Genomic DNA, 14,005 nt, shown 5'->3' with positions numbered 1-14,005 from the left:
TCTTTGGAGTGGTACGTCAACGACGCGGGAGAGGCTGCATTTGTGGCCATCGCGGCTGAAGAGCTTGTGCTAAATGGCGCCAATCAGCTCTCGGAAATCCCAAAGCTGATACTGAGACCACGCGTCACCCGTAAAGAGCTTAATGGGGCCGACGGGGGCGTGGGGCGTACCGGATGGACTTCACCATTTGAAGACGGCACAGAGGGTGGCCCCGGAGACCCAGGCGAAACAGGTCGTCCCGGGAAGACGTATCGCTATCCGATTGTTTTTCTTTTTTATCAGCGAATTATCTTGAATACGGCCAATCCTGCCGTCGTGCCTGTGATCCGCGTCGAAGGAGAAGGGGTAGAAGGCGGGAATGGCGGGAGAGGCGGGCCTGGCGGGCCGGGTGGGCCAGGTGCTAGAGGTCCCGCTGAAGAGCTTAATTGTTTCATGTTTGTTTGCATCTGCGAACACGAGGCTGGTGACGGTGGAGTCGGAGGCCCGGGAGGATCCGGTGGAAAAGGGGGCGACGCCGGTCGGGGAGGAGACGGAGCAACGCTATTCTTCGTGGGCCCGAATACGGGACTTTCAAGTGTGCAGCGCTTTGATATCTACCAGCCATCGGCCAAAGCGGGATCGCCAGGGCAGCCCGGCGTGCCAGGTCCCGGAGGTCGCCCAGGCGGAGGAGGTACAAAAACTTCGTGGTGTCTCAGCGGCGGACTGCATGGAGTGCCCGGACCGGGGCCGACAGTTCCCGACCTCGGACGGGGAAGTACGCGCCCCGACGGCGTCTACGGCAGCGTACTTATCGCAATGCGGGATAACGCAGACCTATTTTAGTGAGGGCGACAATATGGAGATCCGGCAAAGAACGTCGGAGACTCCGGGCCTGAACTCTGAACGCGCAAATACGCGTTGTCGGAAACCATTAATCAGAGGCTCTGGTTGCCGCGATCTGCTTATCGATCCATGCCTGGACCTCAGCCTCGACCCATCCGCTGGCCGTGCCCATCTTGATAGGCGATGGGAATGTGCCAGCCTGGATCCGTGCGTAGATGCCACTGCGGCTCAGGCCCACCAGATCACGGACGGCTGGCAGACGAAGGATGCGCCTTTGGGTTTGTTCAACCATGGGGCGCCTCCGCTTGCCGGTTGATCTCGTCAAAGAGTTCTTCCATCTTTTGATCGAGCATTTCGTTAGCCGCATGAGCCAACGATTGGAGGGCGAACAAGCCTGTCCGGCTGATCTGTGGCTCGGGGCCTGTACTGTTGCGCAGGACGTCTTCATTGATGCCCATTGCCAGGAGCGTTGCAGTTCCGGAAGACACGTCGCGTGCCAAGTCGAGTGTCTTGAGCATGCGCACAACCTGTCCCGTCGGCAGCCGACCGGCACGGGCTGCCGCCATTGCATCGTCCGAGCAGAAGCTATAGCGCTTCGAAAGTTCAGCAGCCATGGCGCACCTCCTCGAAAAGTCCGGTGCAAACCTGGCCTAGGTCAGTAACCGCGTTCTCCAGCGTTGCGCCCAGTCGCGGGACGAGCTCCAGCGCCAGTGCGTGGAATTGCTCGAAGTCGTGAGCGTCCTCGCACTTCTTGCCGGCCCACTGCAGCGTGTGGAGGAGGCAGGTGACTTTGTTCACGTCGAGCGCGGCGGACGGCTGGTCGCGGGTCGATCCTTTCGCCTGTTCCTGCTCCCAAACCTGGTATGCCTGCATGTCGGCCGCATTAAGTTCGCTGCGTTCCGCGCAATGACGCAGGGCACTCAGGATGCGACGACGCTCGTCAGGCCTGATTTGGTTGAGCAGGATGAGTGTGCTGGCGACGGAGGCGTAGATGTGCTGGCCGTTGCTGTCCCGCAGGTCGATCGCGACAGAGGCGCCGGCTTGCGAGCCGATGTTGTCTCCGATCCAAGTGAGTGATCTGCTCATCTGGTCCCTCCTATCGTCGTCAGGTGGTTGCTTCTGAGGACGGCAAAACCATGTGCACGCTCTCCAAGCGATTGGCATAGAGCACGAGCAGCACTCCAGGCGCGGCTTTTTGATGCCGTGCTCGTTCCGCGATGTTCCGTAAAATTGGTAAAAGTGCTTCCCGTGAGCTTCTCGTAAGCGACCGGCGTCCAGAATGATGTGATAGCGACATTCGACTTGTTTGTCGCGGCCGCATTTGCTATTGTTTTCGATGTGGGTCCTCCCACCGGCCGTTCATCGGCAGTGTCTTTCGGCATGGTTTCACCCCGTGCTAGAAGGTTAGTGGTCGGCAGTGCGAATGCCGTCCTCCGAAGAAGCCGCAGCCAGTGCTAACTGCTGCGGCTTTTTCGTTTTCGAGTACTACGGCGACTAGGTTAGAAATATCTAACCGGCGTGTCAAGAAATATCTAACTCTTGATCGGCGGCGTGAAGGAAGAATAGCGATACGGCGAGGAGCTTGTAACGGCTGAGCTGAGGGGAATGCGCACCGTGCTGAGCACAGTGCTTACTCAGCGCTGTGGGGTGCGTCTTGTTTGGCCCAGTCTCGGCACCAGCGTTCTATGACGGGTTGACTCTCGAGCAAAGGAAATTTGTCGAGCATGTCGCGAGCAAAGGCGGCGGTGCTCGCATAGAGCCATTTCTTTTGCTGCCAATTGTTCCAGAGTAGAAGAACCTCATTCTTGGCTTGCTGCTTTGGATCCTTTAGTTTCCGAGTCTCCGCCATAGATTTGGCCTTATCGGTCTTCTCTCGGCGTGTGATTTGCAATTGCCGCGTCATCCCATTCATGTGTTCAACATCGCAAGCGACGTTCGCCACAATCGCAAGATCGTTCGCAGCTGCAATGACGTCGCCCTCAGCAAGCTTCGTCAGGGCGATATCAAGGTGATTGAGTCCGAAAGCAATCATGATCCTTGACCACAAATCCTCGTCCAATGGCGTGACGAGCAGATCGGGCAGAGCTTCCATGTTTGCGCCGCCTTCTATCAGAAGCCAATCAGATAGGACGACCGAAGCTGCGAAACGCTCGTTGCTTTCCCGGTCTGCGACAGCTCGTTTCAACTCTTGGTTGGCGTAATCAGCCAGATCCTGAAGGTCGAGCCATGCGCCGCCGAGATCATCGCTATGAATATTTCGGCGATAGTAAAACCACAACCGGAAGGCGAGGTGGGCGAGGTCTTTGCCGCCGACACTTAACTCTGGAAAGCCGGTGTTTTGACGAATATTGGTGAACTTGGCCAAGCTGATCTCACCATTGACTCAGTTTCAGGACCGGATGCAGACAGCTATTGGGCGGTACGGGTTACAACGCCCGTTAGTCGGTGCATCGACGTGATATCACCTTCGGAAATAGTTGTAGGCGGGAAGTTACTGGTGATATCGCCAAACGTCACTTCGCCGTCGCGTTCCCAGAGGAACTCAAGGAGTGCTTGGGTGCCGTCAGAGAACTTGGCCAAAACGTCATCGCCAGGAGCGACTTTCGCTGTTGGCTCCAGGATGAGAACCTCGCCGCTGCGAAAGCGGGGGCGAAGCTCGCCTCCGCGAACTTGAAGTGCATACGCTTTCGAGTCGGTCGTCGGGAATGACACGAAACCGTCCGCGTCACCTGCCGTCGTAACGACAGCTCCAAGCACACCGCGCTCAGCCGAGATAGCACCGACTACAGGTATTGAAGGGAATGTAGTAAGCGCCGTGGCTTGGATGCCCTGTGAGAAAGGTTGGTCCAACCAACCCTGTGGGACGCCTGTGCGCTCTTCGAGCGTTCTGGCCGCCCTTTCTCCCAAGCTCCGTCCACCGTTGTAGGTATCAGACAAATACTGCGACATCTGGGAGCGGGTGTAGCCGTAGCGCTGAGCAAACTCCGCAATAGACGATGCCTTGAGTTGGTCCATCAGCTCCCGTAGACGTGCGCGGCGGGCAGCGAATCGATCTTCCATAGGTTGCCTTTAGAAATTTCTAACAGCATACGAAAGATTTTTCTTGACGTAAAGCGTTAGATTTATCTAACCTATGGATATGGAACTCGCGATATTTCTAAGCAGATTGCCTCGGCCGGAGCGGGATGGGTTTGCCGCAGCTTGCGGTAGCACCTTCGCGCGCTTGCGCCAGATTGCCTATGGCAACGAGGCTGCAAGCCCGCAGCTTTGCGTCGCAATTGACCGGGAAAGTATGGGAGAGGTCGCTTACCACGAAGTGAATAGCGTCTGGTTGCGGCGTGGTGGCCAGAACGATGGTCGACGCCGAATCCAGATGGATTGGCGTTACATCGAAGAAAAGGTTGCGAAATCGCTGGGGCAGGAGCCATGAATCACCTTGCTTTTCTTCATAAGCGGTGCATTAAGCGGCTCTCTATGTGGGCATATTGTCGTGGCTGGATTTCCGCTGCGGTGGTCGCGCGACTCTTCGCTATGTTCAACCTCGCCGAAGCATGAACTCCACCATTTCGATCGACCCTGAGTTTCGCGACATGATCCCGCCGCTCGCCGCGGAGGAGTATGCCCAGCTCGAACAGAATTTGCTGCGCGACGGTTGCCGCGATCCCCTGTCGATGTGGCATGACGTGCTGTTGGACGGCCACAACCGCTACGAGATATGTACGAGGCACGATGTCCCGTTCGAGACTGTTCAGATAGAGGGGCTAGCGACGCTCGAAGACGCGCTGTTGTGGGTCGTTCGCAATCAGCTGGGCCGCCGCAACCTCACGGACTTCGTCCGCGCAGAACTGGCGCTGAAGAGCAAGGAAGCGCTTGCTGCTATCGCATTGGCGAACTACGAGGCGTCGCTTGCAAAGCCCGGCCAGCAAGTCGGTGCTGACGTTGCTCAGGCGCGTCCGAATTCAGACGCGCCTATGAAGATGCGAACGGACGAGGAAGTGGCGAAGTTGGCGGGGGTTGGGCGAGACACTATTCGCAAGGTCGAGAAGATCCAGCAGGACGCTGTGCCGGCGGTCGTGGAGGCGGCACGCAGCGGTGCAGTTTCGATCAATGCGGCGGCCAAAGTGGCTGCATTGCCGGCCGAGCGGCAACAGCTGATCGCTTCTTCGGGGCCGCAAGCTATCAAGCAAGCCGCTTCCGAGCAGCGTCCGGCAGACCGTGCTGCTTCTGCGAAGACGGCGCCGGCCGAACCGGCCACCGATCTTTCTGCAGTCAACGACCGCCTGGAGGCGTTGGAAGAGCAGCTTGGCGAATCGCTGTCGCAGATATCGGCACTGCGTACGGAAAACGAGTCGCTACAGCGCATTGTAGCTGCCGAAGATCGGGTCGTCGCGGCGTTGGCTGAGATTCAAACCGCCCGCGATGAAGCTGCGCAAGCCATTGCACAGAAAGAGGCTGAGATCTCATCGCTGCGAGACCGGCTGGCAGGCCTGATGAATGAGAAGAACGAGGCTGTGCGGATGGTCAAGTCTCTGCAGCGCAAGCAGGGGAGGGCTGCGGCATGAGCTACGGCCTTTTCGAGGATGCGATCACCTACGCCAATCCAAGCTTCCCACCTCCGCGTGAGTTCCAGTCTCAGGCACATGAACGGCTGCGAGACGGCCGCCGTGCGGGCCACAAGAATCAGCTTGTGATGGCACCTACCGGTGCGGGCAAGACATACCTCGGCCTGCGGGTCGCCCATGAGGCATTGGTCAAAGGTAAGCGCGCCATCTTTGTCTGTGATCGGACCACGTTGATCGATCAGACGAGCCAAGCAGCGGATCGCTACGGCCTTAGTGCTCACGGTGTCATCCAGGCTCAGCACTGGCGCTATGCGCCGGATATGCCATTCCAGATAGCCAGCGCGCAAACACTTGCGCGCCGCCAGTGGCCGGACGCTGACGTGATCATTATTGATGAAGCACACACCCAGCTTCGCGCCTGGACTGAACATATTCCTTCGTCCCGCGCGTCCGTGATTGGATTGTCCGCTACCCCGTTCTCGAAAGGTTTGGGCCGGCTGTTCTCGAATCTCGTGAACGCGACGACCATGCACGATCTCACCGAGGCCGGCGTGTTGGTGCCGATGCGCGTCTTCAGTTGCAAGAAGGCGGACATGGCAGGCGCTGCGACGGCCGGAGGCGAGTGGACCGACCAAGCAGCCGAAGAGCGTGGCATGGAGATCGTCGGCGATGTGGTCACTGAATGGATCAAGTTCGGCCAAGGTCGGAAAACGATCGTGTTTGGCGCAACCATCAAGCACTGCGAAGAGATCTGCCGCCAGTTCGTCGATGCGGGAGTGATGGCTGCCGTCTTCACGTCGGAAACCACGCCGGCTGAGCGCCAGATGCTATTGGCCGAGTACCAGAAGGCGGACTCGGCGTTGCGCGTGCTGATCAGTGTTGAGGCGTTGGCCAAGGGCTTTGACGTTCCCGATGTGGGATGCGTCGTCGATTGCCGGCCCCTCCGCAAGTCGCTGAGCACTGCTATCCAGATGTGGGGCCGCGGACTGCGCTCGTCGCCTGACACGGGTAAGGAGGATTGCTTGCTGCTCGACCACAGCGGCAATATCCAGCGCTTCCTCGATGACTTCACGGACATCTTTTACAACGGCCTTGACGCACTGGATGCTGGCGAAAAGCTGGATAAGACCATTCGGCAAGAGCCCAAAGAGAAGGAGGTCTGTGCGTGTCCGTCCTGTGGCTACAAGCCGTTCGGCCGGCGCTGCATGTCCTGTGGTTTCGAGCCGAAGTCCTCTTCGCTGATCGAAACGGTGCCTGGCGCCATGCAGGAGGTCATGCTTGGCAAGAAGAAGCTCGCGGACAACAAGCCCCATCTCTACGCGCAGTTGGTGACCTATGCCCGCGCACATAGCACCCCCGACAAGCAGAAGGGGCGGGCGGCCCATCTGTTCAAGGACATCACCGGTGAGTGGCCGCCCGCCCATCTTTCATTTGATGCCACGCCAAACGTGCCGATCGAGCGCAACATCGCGAACAAGATCGAATCCCTGAAGCTGGCTTTCCTCAAAGGAAGGTCGAAGGAGCGTGTCGGTGCAACGGTTTAGCGACTTCGCGGCGGCGCATGGGGTCCTAGTTGGCGAACTCTTCGCCAGCGACCGTATTCGCCGGTGCGCGACGGTGGAGCACCCGCGCAAGAAGAATGGCTCCTACTTTTGGGACGGCCGGCGTGGCTGGGTGCTTGCGTGGGATGGCGAAGGCGAGGTGCGCTGGTACAACGACCCGGACGCCAAGCCGTGGACCGATGCTGAGAAGCGCGTCTTCGCCCAGAAGCGCGCCGCTGAACGGGCTCGCATAGTCGAGCGACGGAAGCAAGCCGCGCGGCGTGCCGAGGACATGGTTCGGAGCGCGATCCCTGGAAAGCACGGCTACTTGGCGCTTAAAGGGCTTCATGCGTGCAGCGGCCTGGTGCTGCCGGATGAGTCGTTGATCGTGCCGATGCGGAACGTCTCGACCAATGCTATGCAGGGCGTACAAGTGATTCGATGGCTCGCGAACGAGCGGGTTTGGGAAAAGAGGATGCTGCCCGGCACGGTTGCCAAGGGCGCAGTCCTACATGTTGGGCCGCCCCGCCCCAGCGAGACGATTCTCTGCGAGGGTTATGCGACCGGACTGTCGATCGATGCCGCTGCGCGCCAGATGCGCATCAACGCCGCAATCCTCGTTTGCTTCTCCGCTGGAAACCTGAGTTACGTCGCCTCTATGGTCAAGGGGCGCAAATACGCCTTTGCCGACAACGATGCATCGGGGACCGGAGAACGGTCTGCGAAGGATGCAGGCCTAGCCTACTGCATGAGCGAGGTTGTCGGGGAGGACGCCAACGATCTCCATGCTCGTGCAGGGCTGATGGCTGTGTGCCAGAAGCTTATGGCGGTGCGGAGGACGCTCAAATGAACGTCTTGACGTATCTGCAGCGGAAATACGGGATGGAGCGGCCTACGGTCCTTCTCGCGCGTGAGGCGGCCATTCTGGCGATCCCATATCCGCTTCGTCCAGGCTGGCTCGATGAGCACGGGTCGCGCGAGATCACCCGGGACCAAATCACTCTTTTGATTCGTTCCCTGACTGGCAAGGACGGCTACTACGTCGCTCGTGCCTTGAATGCGCTTTCCGAGGCGAGAGGAGGGCGGCGCTAGGCATACGGCGGCAAAGCACCGTGCTGGACGGGCGAAAGCATACACCAGCGGCACGGGAAGAACCGGTACTGGGGGGAGATCTGAAACACCGGTGTGGGCGGCGAGGTTAGCACCCTAGATCGTAAGGCTGACGGGTTATGCGGCTCCGGACGGAGAAGTATATGAAGGCCAAAGCTAAGGAAGGCTTTGGTCTTGCTCACCAGACAGAGATGCATGTGGGTTGTGGTGTTGAAGTTGAACTACTGAGTATCTGGTGGGTACGCGAGGCGTCCGCCGCAGATTTGATGAAAAGGAGCAGGGAATGAAGGTCACGATCACAGAAGCGATGGTTGACGCGGCGATCGCTGCTGGCAGCAGGCGTGGTGTGCTGGCCCGGGGAGATAGCGAAGCAGTGCGCGCGATGCTACAGGCGGCGCTATCGCTGGCCGGTCGCGGAGAACTCGGCGTTGCGTTTCCGCTGGAAGTGGTGGGGCCTGTGCGCACTCGGCTCCGGGCCAGGTTCGTCCGCATGGGTGAGCAGCGCGGCTACATGACCGTGGAGACGAAGGATGGCCAACTGCTGAACATCCACGCCAACGAAGTGTTTAACCGTCGGGGTGATCGATGAACGAAGCCGAACCGCTTTTCACCAGCGTGGACAGTGCGCTGCGCTTCGCATTCTCGTACTCGACGCAGCAGTACAGCCCGACGCCGATGGCGCGGGCGATGCGTGGCGGCAACGTTGGTACGGGCAAGGGGCTGGTGGGGGTGGACGGGGCGGCCCAGGCGGGGATGATCCGGGCGGAACTGAAGGCGATCAGCGAGCTGGACCGGTCGCTGCTGATTGCCCAGTTCGCGCCGGTGGAGTTGCCCTGCGCCTGCACCAGGGCATGCTGCTCGGGCAACCGGCCCAACGTGGAGTGGGCGGACGCGGTGAGCTACCTGACGGAGCACACCACCTATCTGTTCGCCGGCCACCTGTCCAGCTACAGACTTAGACGGACGCTGGTCGAGCGACATTTCGGCGCGCACCGGGACATCCACGGGAAGAAGAAGACGATCGAGCGGCTGGCGCAGGAGTGCGACATCCACCGCCAGACCGTCTCGGCGCACCACCAGAAGCTGATGGCGTACTTCCGAGGGACCAAGGGCGTGAACGGGGCGGTGGGCGCCCAGGCGGTGGCGCTGCAGCGGGCGGACGAGCAGTTGCGCGACCGTGGCTTTGTGGGGATGGAGGAGGCGGCATGAGCTACAAGCAGCAGAGGGAAGAAATCGCCGATCTGATCCTCGGCCATGCCGAAGGGCTGAAGGTCTCGACGCCCCTGGAGGTGAGGCAGGGGATCGGCACCGACACGGAATACACCTTCGAGGTCAGCAACTGCGCGGAGCGGTACGGTGTCGTGATCATCCTTTCGAAGCTACGTGCGGCAAAGGAGACGGCATGAGCCACGACCTCACGGCAACGGCGGAGAAGATCGCCCGGGCGCTGCTGGGCGATGCACGAAAGGTAGATTGCGACATCATCGAAAGCCACATCCGCGAGCTGCTCGCCGAGATGGGCGAGGTTGCCATCCAGCCTGGCAACTGGGATGCCTACGTCCGCGCAGCCGCTGAGATTGGGAAGGTGGCATGATGGCAAAAGGAAAGTTCGATTTTGAGGTTCGTGAGCGACCGATTTGCAACTCCTCTTGACCTTTCGACATTTTGTGTCGAAAATAGGGCTCATTCTGATACACCGCAGAATTGCCTCTAAAGCCCGCTAAGCGAAAAGCCAGCGGGCTTTTTTGCGTTGGTGCATCGGGTTTGTGGTGCCCGAGTTCTGCTGTCCCGTCTGTCTCCTCCCGGTAGTTGCCTCGGGTTTGGGTATGCCGGCCGCTGGCCGCCGTACCCGTTTCTTCTTCCATGCTGGTGGTCCCATGAATCGAGCCTACACCGTTGAGTTCAAGGCCGAAGATGGTGCAACGCACCCGCATACCAAGGTCTGCTTCACATGCCCAGGATGTGGGATGGACCACGGGGTGAACGTCTCCCTTGGTGCGCCGTATCCGTGCTGGACATGGAACGGCTCGCTTGGGTTGCCCACCTTCAGCCCGTCCATCCTCGCGCAATGGCCGTCATTGAGCCGAGAGGGGCGCGAGAAGCGCCAGGCGTTCTACGAAAAGCACGGTCGCTATCCCACCGCTGAGGAGCAGCCGTACGATAAATCGAACGTCTGTCATAGCTTCGTGCGAGAGGGTCGCATTGAGTTCCTAAGTGACTGCACGCACCACCTCGCAGGCCAGACCGTCGATCTACCTGCGCAGGAGTGACTATGGATGCCAAGAGGCGCGGGAAGCTGGCCATGCTTGGCGGGCGCGTAGCTGTGGCGGGCGGCCGTACTCAAACTGTGCAGCCTGGCTCGTGGCGCACCAGTGGCCAGACCAGTGGTCAGCGTGGCTACGACTATCGCTGGCAGAAGGCGCGCGCGGCATACCTCCGGCTCCATCCGTACTGCGTGTACTGCATGCGCGAGGCGCGCATCGAGGCCACTGGCTTGGCCGAGGTGATACTCGAGTGCGCGGCGCGTGCTCTGATCGTGCCGCATGGCAACGTGGTCGACCACATCGTCCCGCACCGTGGCGACCAGGCTCTGTTCTGGAATGAGTCGAACTGGCAGACGCTGTGCCAAGCGCACCACAGCCGCGACAAGCAGCGGCAGGAGAACGCGACATGATGCAGCCTATTCTGACGGACCACACGACGATGGTGCTCGGCGCACCAGCCGACTGGGATCGCACGAAGCATGGTGAATGCATCGGCCTGCCCGTACATCGGGACGAAGCGAATGGCCGCTGGCTCTCGTGGTACCAGCCGACCGAGCAGGACATCGCCAACATCCTCGCGGGGCTGCCTATCCGGCTGTCGATCTTCGGATCCGGCCATCCACCGGTCGCGATCGCCGTGACCGCAGGCGTCGACGGCTGAAATGTGATGCGTGAGGCGCGACACGTGCGTGAAAAGCGGCTTTTGCGCCACGTGTGGCGATAGGGAGGGGCGGGTCGAAAGTTCAGGTGATCTATACGGCCTAGACCACCCGTTCCCTCACGCGCAGAAAATTTCCCCTCCCATGGAATTTGTTAATGGGCTTAACACGGCTACCGCGTTAAGAAATAGGCGCAAACCGTTGAGCGCAAACGGTAAACGTCCTGCGCGATGTTTAACTTTTGACCTGCGTTGAGCGGGATTTCACATGGCTCTTACCGGCAAGAAGCAGAAGTTTGCCGCGGCTAAGGGCCGGGGCATGTCCAACAAGGACGCCGCAATCGAGGCGGGCTACAGCCCCGCGTCGGCGGGCGCGGCGGGCTCGCGCTTGGCGAAGGATCCAGACGTGTTGGCGCACCTGGAGCGGAAGAAGCGCGTCAAGAAAGTTCCCCCTGAGCCGGGGCAGGTCGATCCAGAGGTGAAAAAGGCTGCTGCGGCTGCTGGCTTTGATGTTGCAAAACCATTCAGCAACAGAGATGCGCTGGAATTTCTAATCGGCGTCTACAACGATCCGATTTACGAGCCTCGACTCCAGATAGATGCCGCGAAGGCGGTCGTGCCGTACCAGCACGCGAGGAAGGGCGACGGCGGCAAGAAGGATGCGCAGGTCGAGGCAGCCAAGAAGGCGGCTGGCAAATTCAGTTCTCTGGCCCCGCCTCTAAAGGTGGTTGGCGGCGGCCGGAAATAGCTCGAAGCAGAAAGAAACGAGCCCACTCAGCGTTGACGCGCTGCGTGGGCTCTTGCCATTTCAGACTATCAGGAGTCTTCATGGCCAAGACCGATATTACCGTAGACCGTGTCCGAGAGGTTCTGTCATACGAGCCGGCGACGGGCGTTTTCACGTGGCTAAGAACCCAAAGCAATCGCGCGGTCGCGGGATCAAAGGCGGGAACGAACCGCGGAGGCGGGTACCGGCGAATCATGGTCGATGGGGTGCGTGTCTACGAGCACCACCTGGCTTGGCTTCTATGTTACGGCCACTGGCCGACTGCCACGGTGGACCACATAGATGGGAACCCGTCGAACAACGCTATTGCGAATCTGCGGGTAGGCAGCCATGCGGAAAACTGTCAGAACCTTGGGCTAAGGAAGACCAACACCAGCGGGCACACAGGAGTTTCCTGGCACCGTCGAACGAGTAGGTGGTGCGCCTACATCTTCAAGGACTGCAAGAAGATTCATTTGGGGCTTTTCGATACGAAAGCGGATGCGGCTGCGGCATATGCCAGAGCAAAGGCGGAGCTGCACACGTTCCAACCGGTTCTGCGTGATGCCTGAATGGAAAACTTCGTGCCCCGATTGGGGTGATCGGATCAAGCGAGGGGAGTCGATTATCCCTCCGCCGATCTTCCCGGATCAGGCCGAACAGGCGCTTGCGATCTTCAAACAGTTGAAGATCGTTGATGCGCCGGGTTCTCCGACCTTCGGTGAGGCTGGAGCGCAGTGGGTATTTGATCTTGTGGCGTCTGTGTTTGGCGCCTACGACGCCGAAAGCGGTCGCCGCCTGATCACGGAATGGTTTGTCTGCATCCCGAAGAAGAACTCGAAATCGAGTTTGGCCGCAGGGATCATGATGACGGCGATGATCCTGAATTGGCGGGTATCTGCTGAGTACGCGATCTTGGCGCCGACGATCGAGGTGGCGAACAATAGCTTCGCGCCAAGTCGCGACATGGTGAAGCATGAGGATGAGCTAGACGACCTCTTCCAGGTGCAGACGCACGTTAAGACGATCACCCACCGCACCAGCGGTGCGACGCTGAAGGTTGTGGCGGCCGACGCTAACACCGTAGGCGGCAAGAAAAGCGTCGGTACCCTGATCGACGAGCTTCACCTGTTCGGGTCGCAGTCGTCGGCAGAGCAGATGTTCCGAGAGGCTATCGGCGGGCTGGCGTCGAGGCCAGAGGGCTTCGTCATTTACCTGACAACCCAGTCGGCTGATCCGCCGGCGGGCGTCTTTAAGCAGAAGCTGCAGTACGCGCGAGACGTCCGTGACGGGAAGATCGAGGACAAGAGCTTCGTCCCGATCATCTTCGAACACCCACCAGAGCTGGTGGCTCGCGGTGAGCACCTGGAGGTTGGAAACCTCGCCATGGTCAACCCGAACCTAGGGTATTCGGTAGACCAGGCATTCCTTGAGCGGGAATACCGAAAGGCGAAGGAGGAGGGCGAGGCCTCGTTCCGTGGCTTCCTCTGTAAGCACGCGAACGTCGAGATTGGCCTGAATCTTCGTTCCGACCGATGGGCAGGCGCTGACTTCTGGCAAGCCCAGGCAATGCCAGCGCTATCGCTGGAGGAGCTTCTGGCGCGCTGTGAGGTCGTGGACATCGGAATCGATGGCGGTGGGCTCGATGACTTGCTTGGCTTTGCCGCTGCGGGCCGGGAGAAAGACACAGGAAACTGGCTGTCATGGGGGAAGGCGTGGGCACATCCAGCCGTGCTTGAGCGTCGAAAAAGTGAAGCGTCCCGCTTGAGAGATTTTGAGCGGGACGGTGACCTTGTGATCGTCGAGCGCATCGGGCAGGACGTCGAGCAGCTGGCCGAGATCGCTTTTCGGATCTATCAGTCCGGACTTCTGGACAGGATCGGCGTTGACCCTAGCGGTATCGGCGCCATCCTGGATGCGATCCTCGATGCGGGCGTGCCGGAGTTGGATGGCGAAGATAAGCCGATGATCGTTGGTATTTCGCAGGGGTGGAAGCTCGGCGGAACGATCAAGACGACGGAGCGGAAGCTAGCAGAAGGCGGCTTGTGGCATTCGGGGCGCCCCATGATGGCTTGGTCGGTAGGGAATGCGCGTGTTGAGCCGCGAGGCAATGCCATCCTGATCACGAAGCAGGCCAGCGGCACGGCCAAGATCGACCCGTTGATGGCGTTGTTCAATGCCATCTCACTGTTGTCGCTCAATCCAGAGGCGAAGAAGTCCTCTGTCTACGAAAAACGCGGTATTCGATTCCTCTGAGGTGGCGATGGGCTTTGGGAACTTAT

21 protein-coding genes are annotated in these 14,005 nt (G+C 59.7%); 16 read left to right on the top strand and 5 right to left on the bottom strand.

Translation table 11 applies throughout. From position 1 onward, the window contains the following. Window positions 1-910 precede the first annotated feature (910 nt). The 5 genes from ACOABP_RS03310 to ACOABP_RS03290 form a co-directional block, all read right to left on the bottom strand. Window positions 911-1,114 carry a helix-turn-helix transcriptional regulator gene (locus ACOABP_RS03310; protein ID WP_474226958.1) on the bottom strand — a complete coding sequence of 68 codons (204 nt, stop codon included), beginning with the start codon at window positions 1,112-1,114 and terminating at the stop codon, window positions 911-913. Further along, on the bottom strand, window positions 1,107-1,436 hold the full coding sequence (locus ACOABP_RS03305; RefSeq protein ID WP_474226957.1) for a hypothetical protein: 330 nt from the start codon (window positions 1,434-1,436) through the stop codon (window positions 1,107-1,109). The genes ACOABP_RS03310 and ACOABP_RS03305 overlap by 8 nt, the downstream gene beginning before the upstream one ends. Then, complete coding sequence (locus tag ACOABP_RS03300; RefSeq protein ID WP_474226956.1) at window positions 1,426-1,908, bottom strand: hypothetical protein; 483 nt, start codon at window positions 1,906-1,908, stop codon at window positions 1,426-1,428. Before ACOABP_RS03300 ends, ACOABP_RS03305 begins: the two co-directional genes overlap by 11 nt. Before the next feature lie 544 nt (window positions 1,909-2,452). After that, a complete protein-coding gene (locus ACOABP_RS03295; protein WP_474226955.1) occupies window positions 2,453-3,187 on the bottom strand; it encodes a hypothetical protein in 735 nt (244 codons plus the stop codon). A 44-nt stretch (window positions 3,188-3,231) separates the two neighbouring features. Next, window positions 3,232-3,837, bottom strand: a complete 606-nt coding sequence (locus tag ACOABP_RS03290) for a S24 family peptidase (RefSeq protein ID WP_474226954.1) — start codon at window positions 3,835-3,837, stop codon at window positions 3,232-3,234. 118 nt (window positions 3,838-3,955) lie between these two features. Between ACOABP_RS03290 and ACOABP_RS03285 the strand changes: the two genes are divergently transcribed. The 16 genes from ACOABP_RS03285 to ACOABP_RS03210 all read left to right on the top strand — a co-directional run bounded on the left by ACOABP_RS03285 (window position 3,956) and on the right by ACOABP_RS03210 (window position 13,979). Further along, window positions 3,956-4,252 carry a helix-turn-helix domain-containing protein gene (locus ACOABP_RS03285; RefSeq protein WP_474226953.1) on the top strand — a complete coding sequence of 99 codons (297 nt, stop codon included), beginning with the start codon at window positions 3,956-3,958 and terminating at the stop codon, window positions 4,250-4,252. A 121-nt stretch (window positions 4,253-4,373) separates the two neighbouring features. Then, entirely contained in the window at window positions 4,374-5,384 is a 1,011-nt protein-coding gene (locus ACOABP_RS03280; RefSeq protein WP_474226952.1) for a ParB N-terminal domain-containing protein, read from the top strand. Then, complete coding sequence (locus ACOABP_RS03275) at window positions 5,381-6,928, top strand: DEAD/DEAH box helicase (RefSeq protein WP_474226951.1); 1,548 nt, start codon at window positions 5,381-5,383, stop codon at window positions 6,926-6,928. Before ACOABP_RS03280 ends, ACOABP_RS03275 begins: the two co-directional genes overlap by 4 nt. Then, window positions 6,915-7,775, top strand: coding sequence for a toprim domain-containing protein (locus tag ACOABP_RS03270; RefSeq protein ID WP_474226950.1), 861 nt, complete (start codon window positions 6,915-6,917; stop codon window positions 7,773-7,775). Before ACOABP_RS03275 ends, ACOABP_RS03270 begins: the two co-directional genes overlap by 14 nt. After that, on the top strand, window positions 7,772-8,017 hold the full coding sequence (locus tag ACOABP_RS03265) for a hypothetical protein (RefSeq protein WP_474226949.1): 246 nt from the start codon (window positions 7,772-7,774) through the stop codon (window positions 8,015-8,017). The genes ACOABP_RS03270 and ACOABP_RS03265 overlap by 4 nt, the downstream gene beginning before the upstream one ends. 161 nt (window positions 8,018-8,178) lie before the next feature. Next, window positions 8,179-8,322 carry a hypothetical protein gene (locus ACOABP_RS03260; RefSeq protein ID WP_474226948.1) on the top strand — a complete coding sequence of 48 codons (144 nt, stop codon included), beginning with the start codon at window positions 8,179-8,181 and terminating at the stop codon, window positions 8,320-8,322. Continuing rightward, window positions 8,319-8,624 carry a hypothetical protein gene (locus ACOABP_RS03255; RefSeq protein WP_474226947.1) on the top strand — a complete coding sequence of 102 codons (306 nt, stop codon included), beginning with the start codon at window positions 8,319-8,321 and terminating at the stop codon, window positions 8,622-8,624. The genes ACOABP_RS03260 and ACOABP_RS03255 overlap by 4 nt, the downstream gene beginning before the upstream one ends. Beyond that, window positions 8,621-9,244 carry a DNA-binding protein gene (locus tag ACOABP_RS03250; protein WP_474226946.1) on the top strand — a complete coding sequence of 208 codons (624 nt, stop codon included), beginning with the start codon at window positions 8,621-8,623 and terminating at the stop codon, window positions 9,242-9,244. Before ACOABP_RS03255 ends, ACOABP_RS03250 begins: the two co-directional genes overlap by 4 nt. Beyond that, a complete protein-coding gene (locus tag ACOABP_RS03245; RefSeq protein WP_474226945.1) occupies window positions 9,241-9,441 on the top strand; it encodes a hypothetical protein in 201 nt (66 codons plus the stop codon). The genes ACOABP_RS03250 and ACOABP_RS03245 overlap by 4 nt, the downstream gene beginning before the upstream one ends. Beyond that, window positions 9,438-9,629: a hypothetical protein gene (locus ACOABP_RS03240; protein ID WP_474226944.1), complete on the top strand. Its 192-nt coding sequence runs from the start codon at window positions 9,438-9,440 to the stop codon at window positions 9,627-9,629. The genes ACOABP_RS03245 and ACOABP_RS03240 overlap by 4 nt, the downstream gene beginning before the upstream one ends. Window positions 9,630-9,912: 283 nt before the next feature. Further along, window positions 9,913-10,305 carry a ubiquitination-like system serine protease family protein gene (locus ACOABP_RS03235; protein WP_474226943.1) on the top strand — a complete coding sequence of 131 codons (393 nt, stop codon included), beginning with the start codon at window positions 9,913-9,915 and terminating at the stop codon, window positions 10,303-10,305. Between the two features lie 2 nt (window positions 10,306-10,307). Continuing rightward, complete coding sequence (locus tag ACOABP_RS03230) at window positions 10,308-10,709, top strand: HNH endonuclease (protein ID WP_474226942.1); 402 nt, start codon at window positions 10,308-10,310, stop codon at window positions 10,707-10,709. Further along, complete coding sequence (locus tag ACOABP_RS03225; protein WP_474226941.1) at window positions 10,706-10,960, top strand: hypothetical protein; 255 nt, start codon at window positions 10,706-10,708, stop codon at window positions 10,958-10,960. Before ACOABP_RS03230 ends, ACOABP_RS03225 begins: the two co-directional genes overlap by 4 nt. A 265-nt stretch (window positions 10,961-11,225) precedes the next feature. Continuing rightward, entirely contained in the window at window positions 11,226-11,705 is a 480-nt protein-coding gene (locus ACOABP_RS03220) for a terminase small subunit (RefSeq protein ID WP_474226940.1), read from the top strand. Window positions 11,706-11,785: 80 nt separating this feature from the next. Beyond that, the gene (locus ACOABP_RS03215) at window positions 11,786-12,295 is read left to right on the top strand and encodes an HNH endonuclease signature motif containing protein (RefSeq protein ID WP_474226939.1); all 510 of its coding nucleotides are present in this window, start codon (window positions 11,786-11,788) and stop codon (window positions 12,293-12,295) included. Further along, on the top strand, window positions 12,288-13,979 hold the full coding sequence (locus ACOABP_RS03210) for a terminase large subunit (protein ID WP_474226938.1): 1,692 nt from the start codon (window positions 12,288-12,290) through the stop codon (window positions 13,977-13,979). The genes ACOABP_RS03215 and ACOABP_RS03210 overlap by 8 nt, the downstream gene beginning before the upstream one ends. Window positions 13,980-14,005: the final 26 nt, after the last annotated feature.

Source organism: Cupriavidus sp. HE11, from assembly GCF_056097175.1.
Note: the sequence above shows the minus strand (reverse complement) of the source record. Positions and strands in the feature narration are given on the sequence as shown.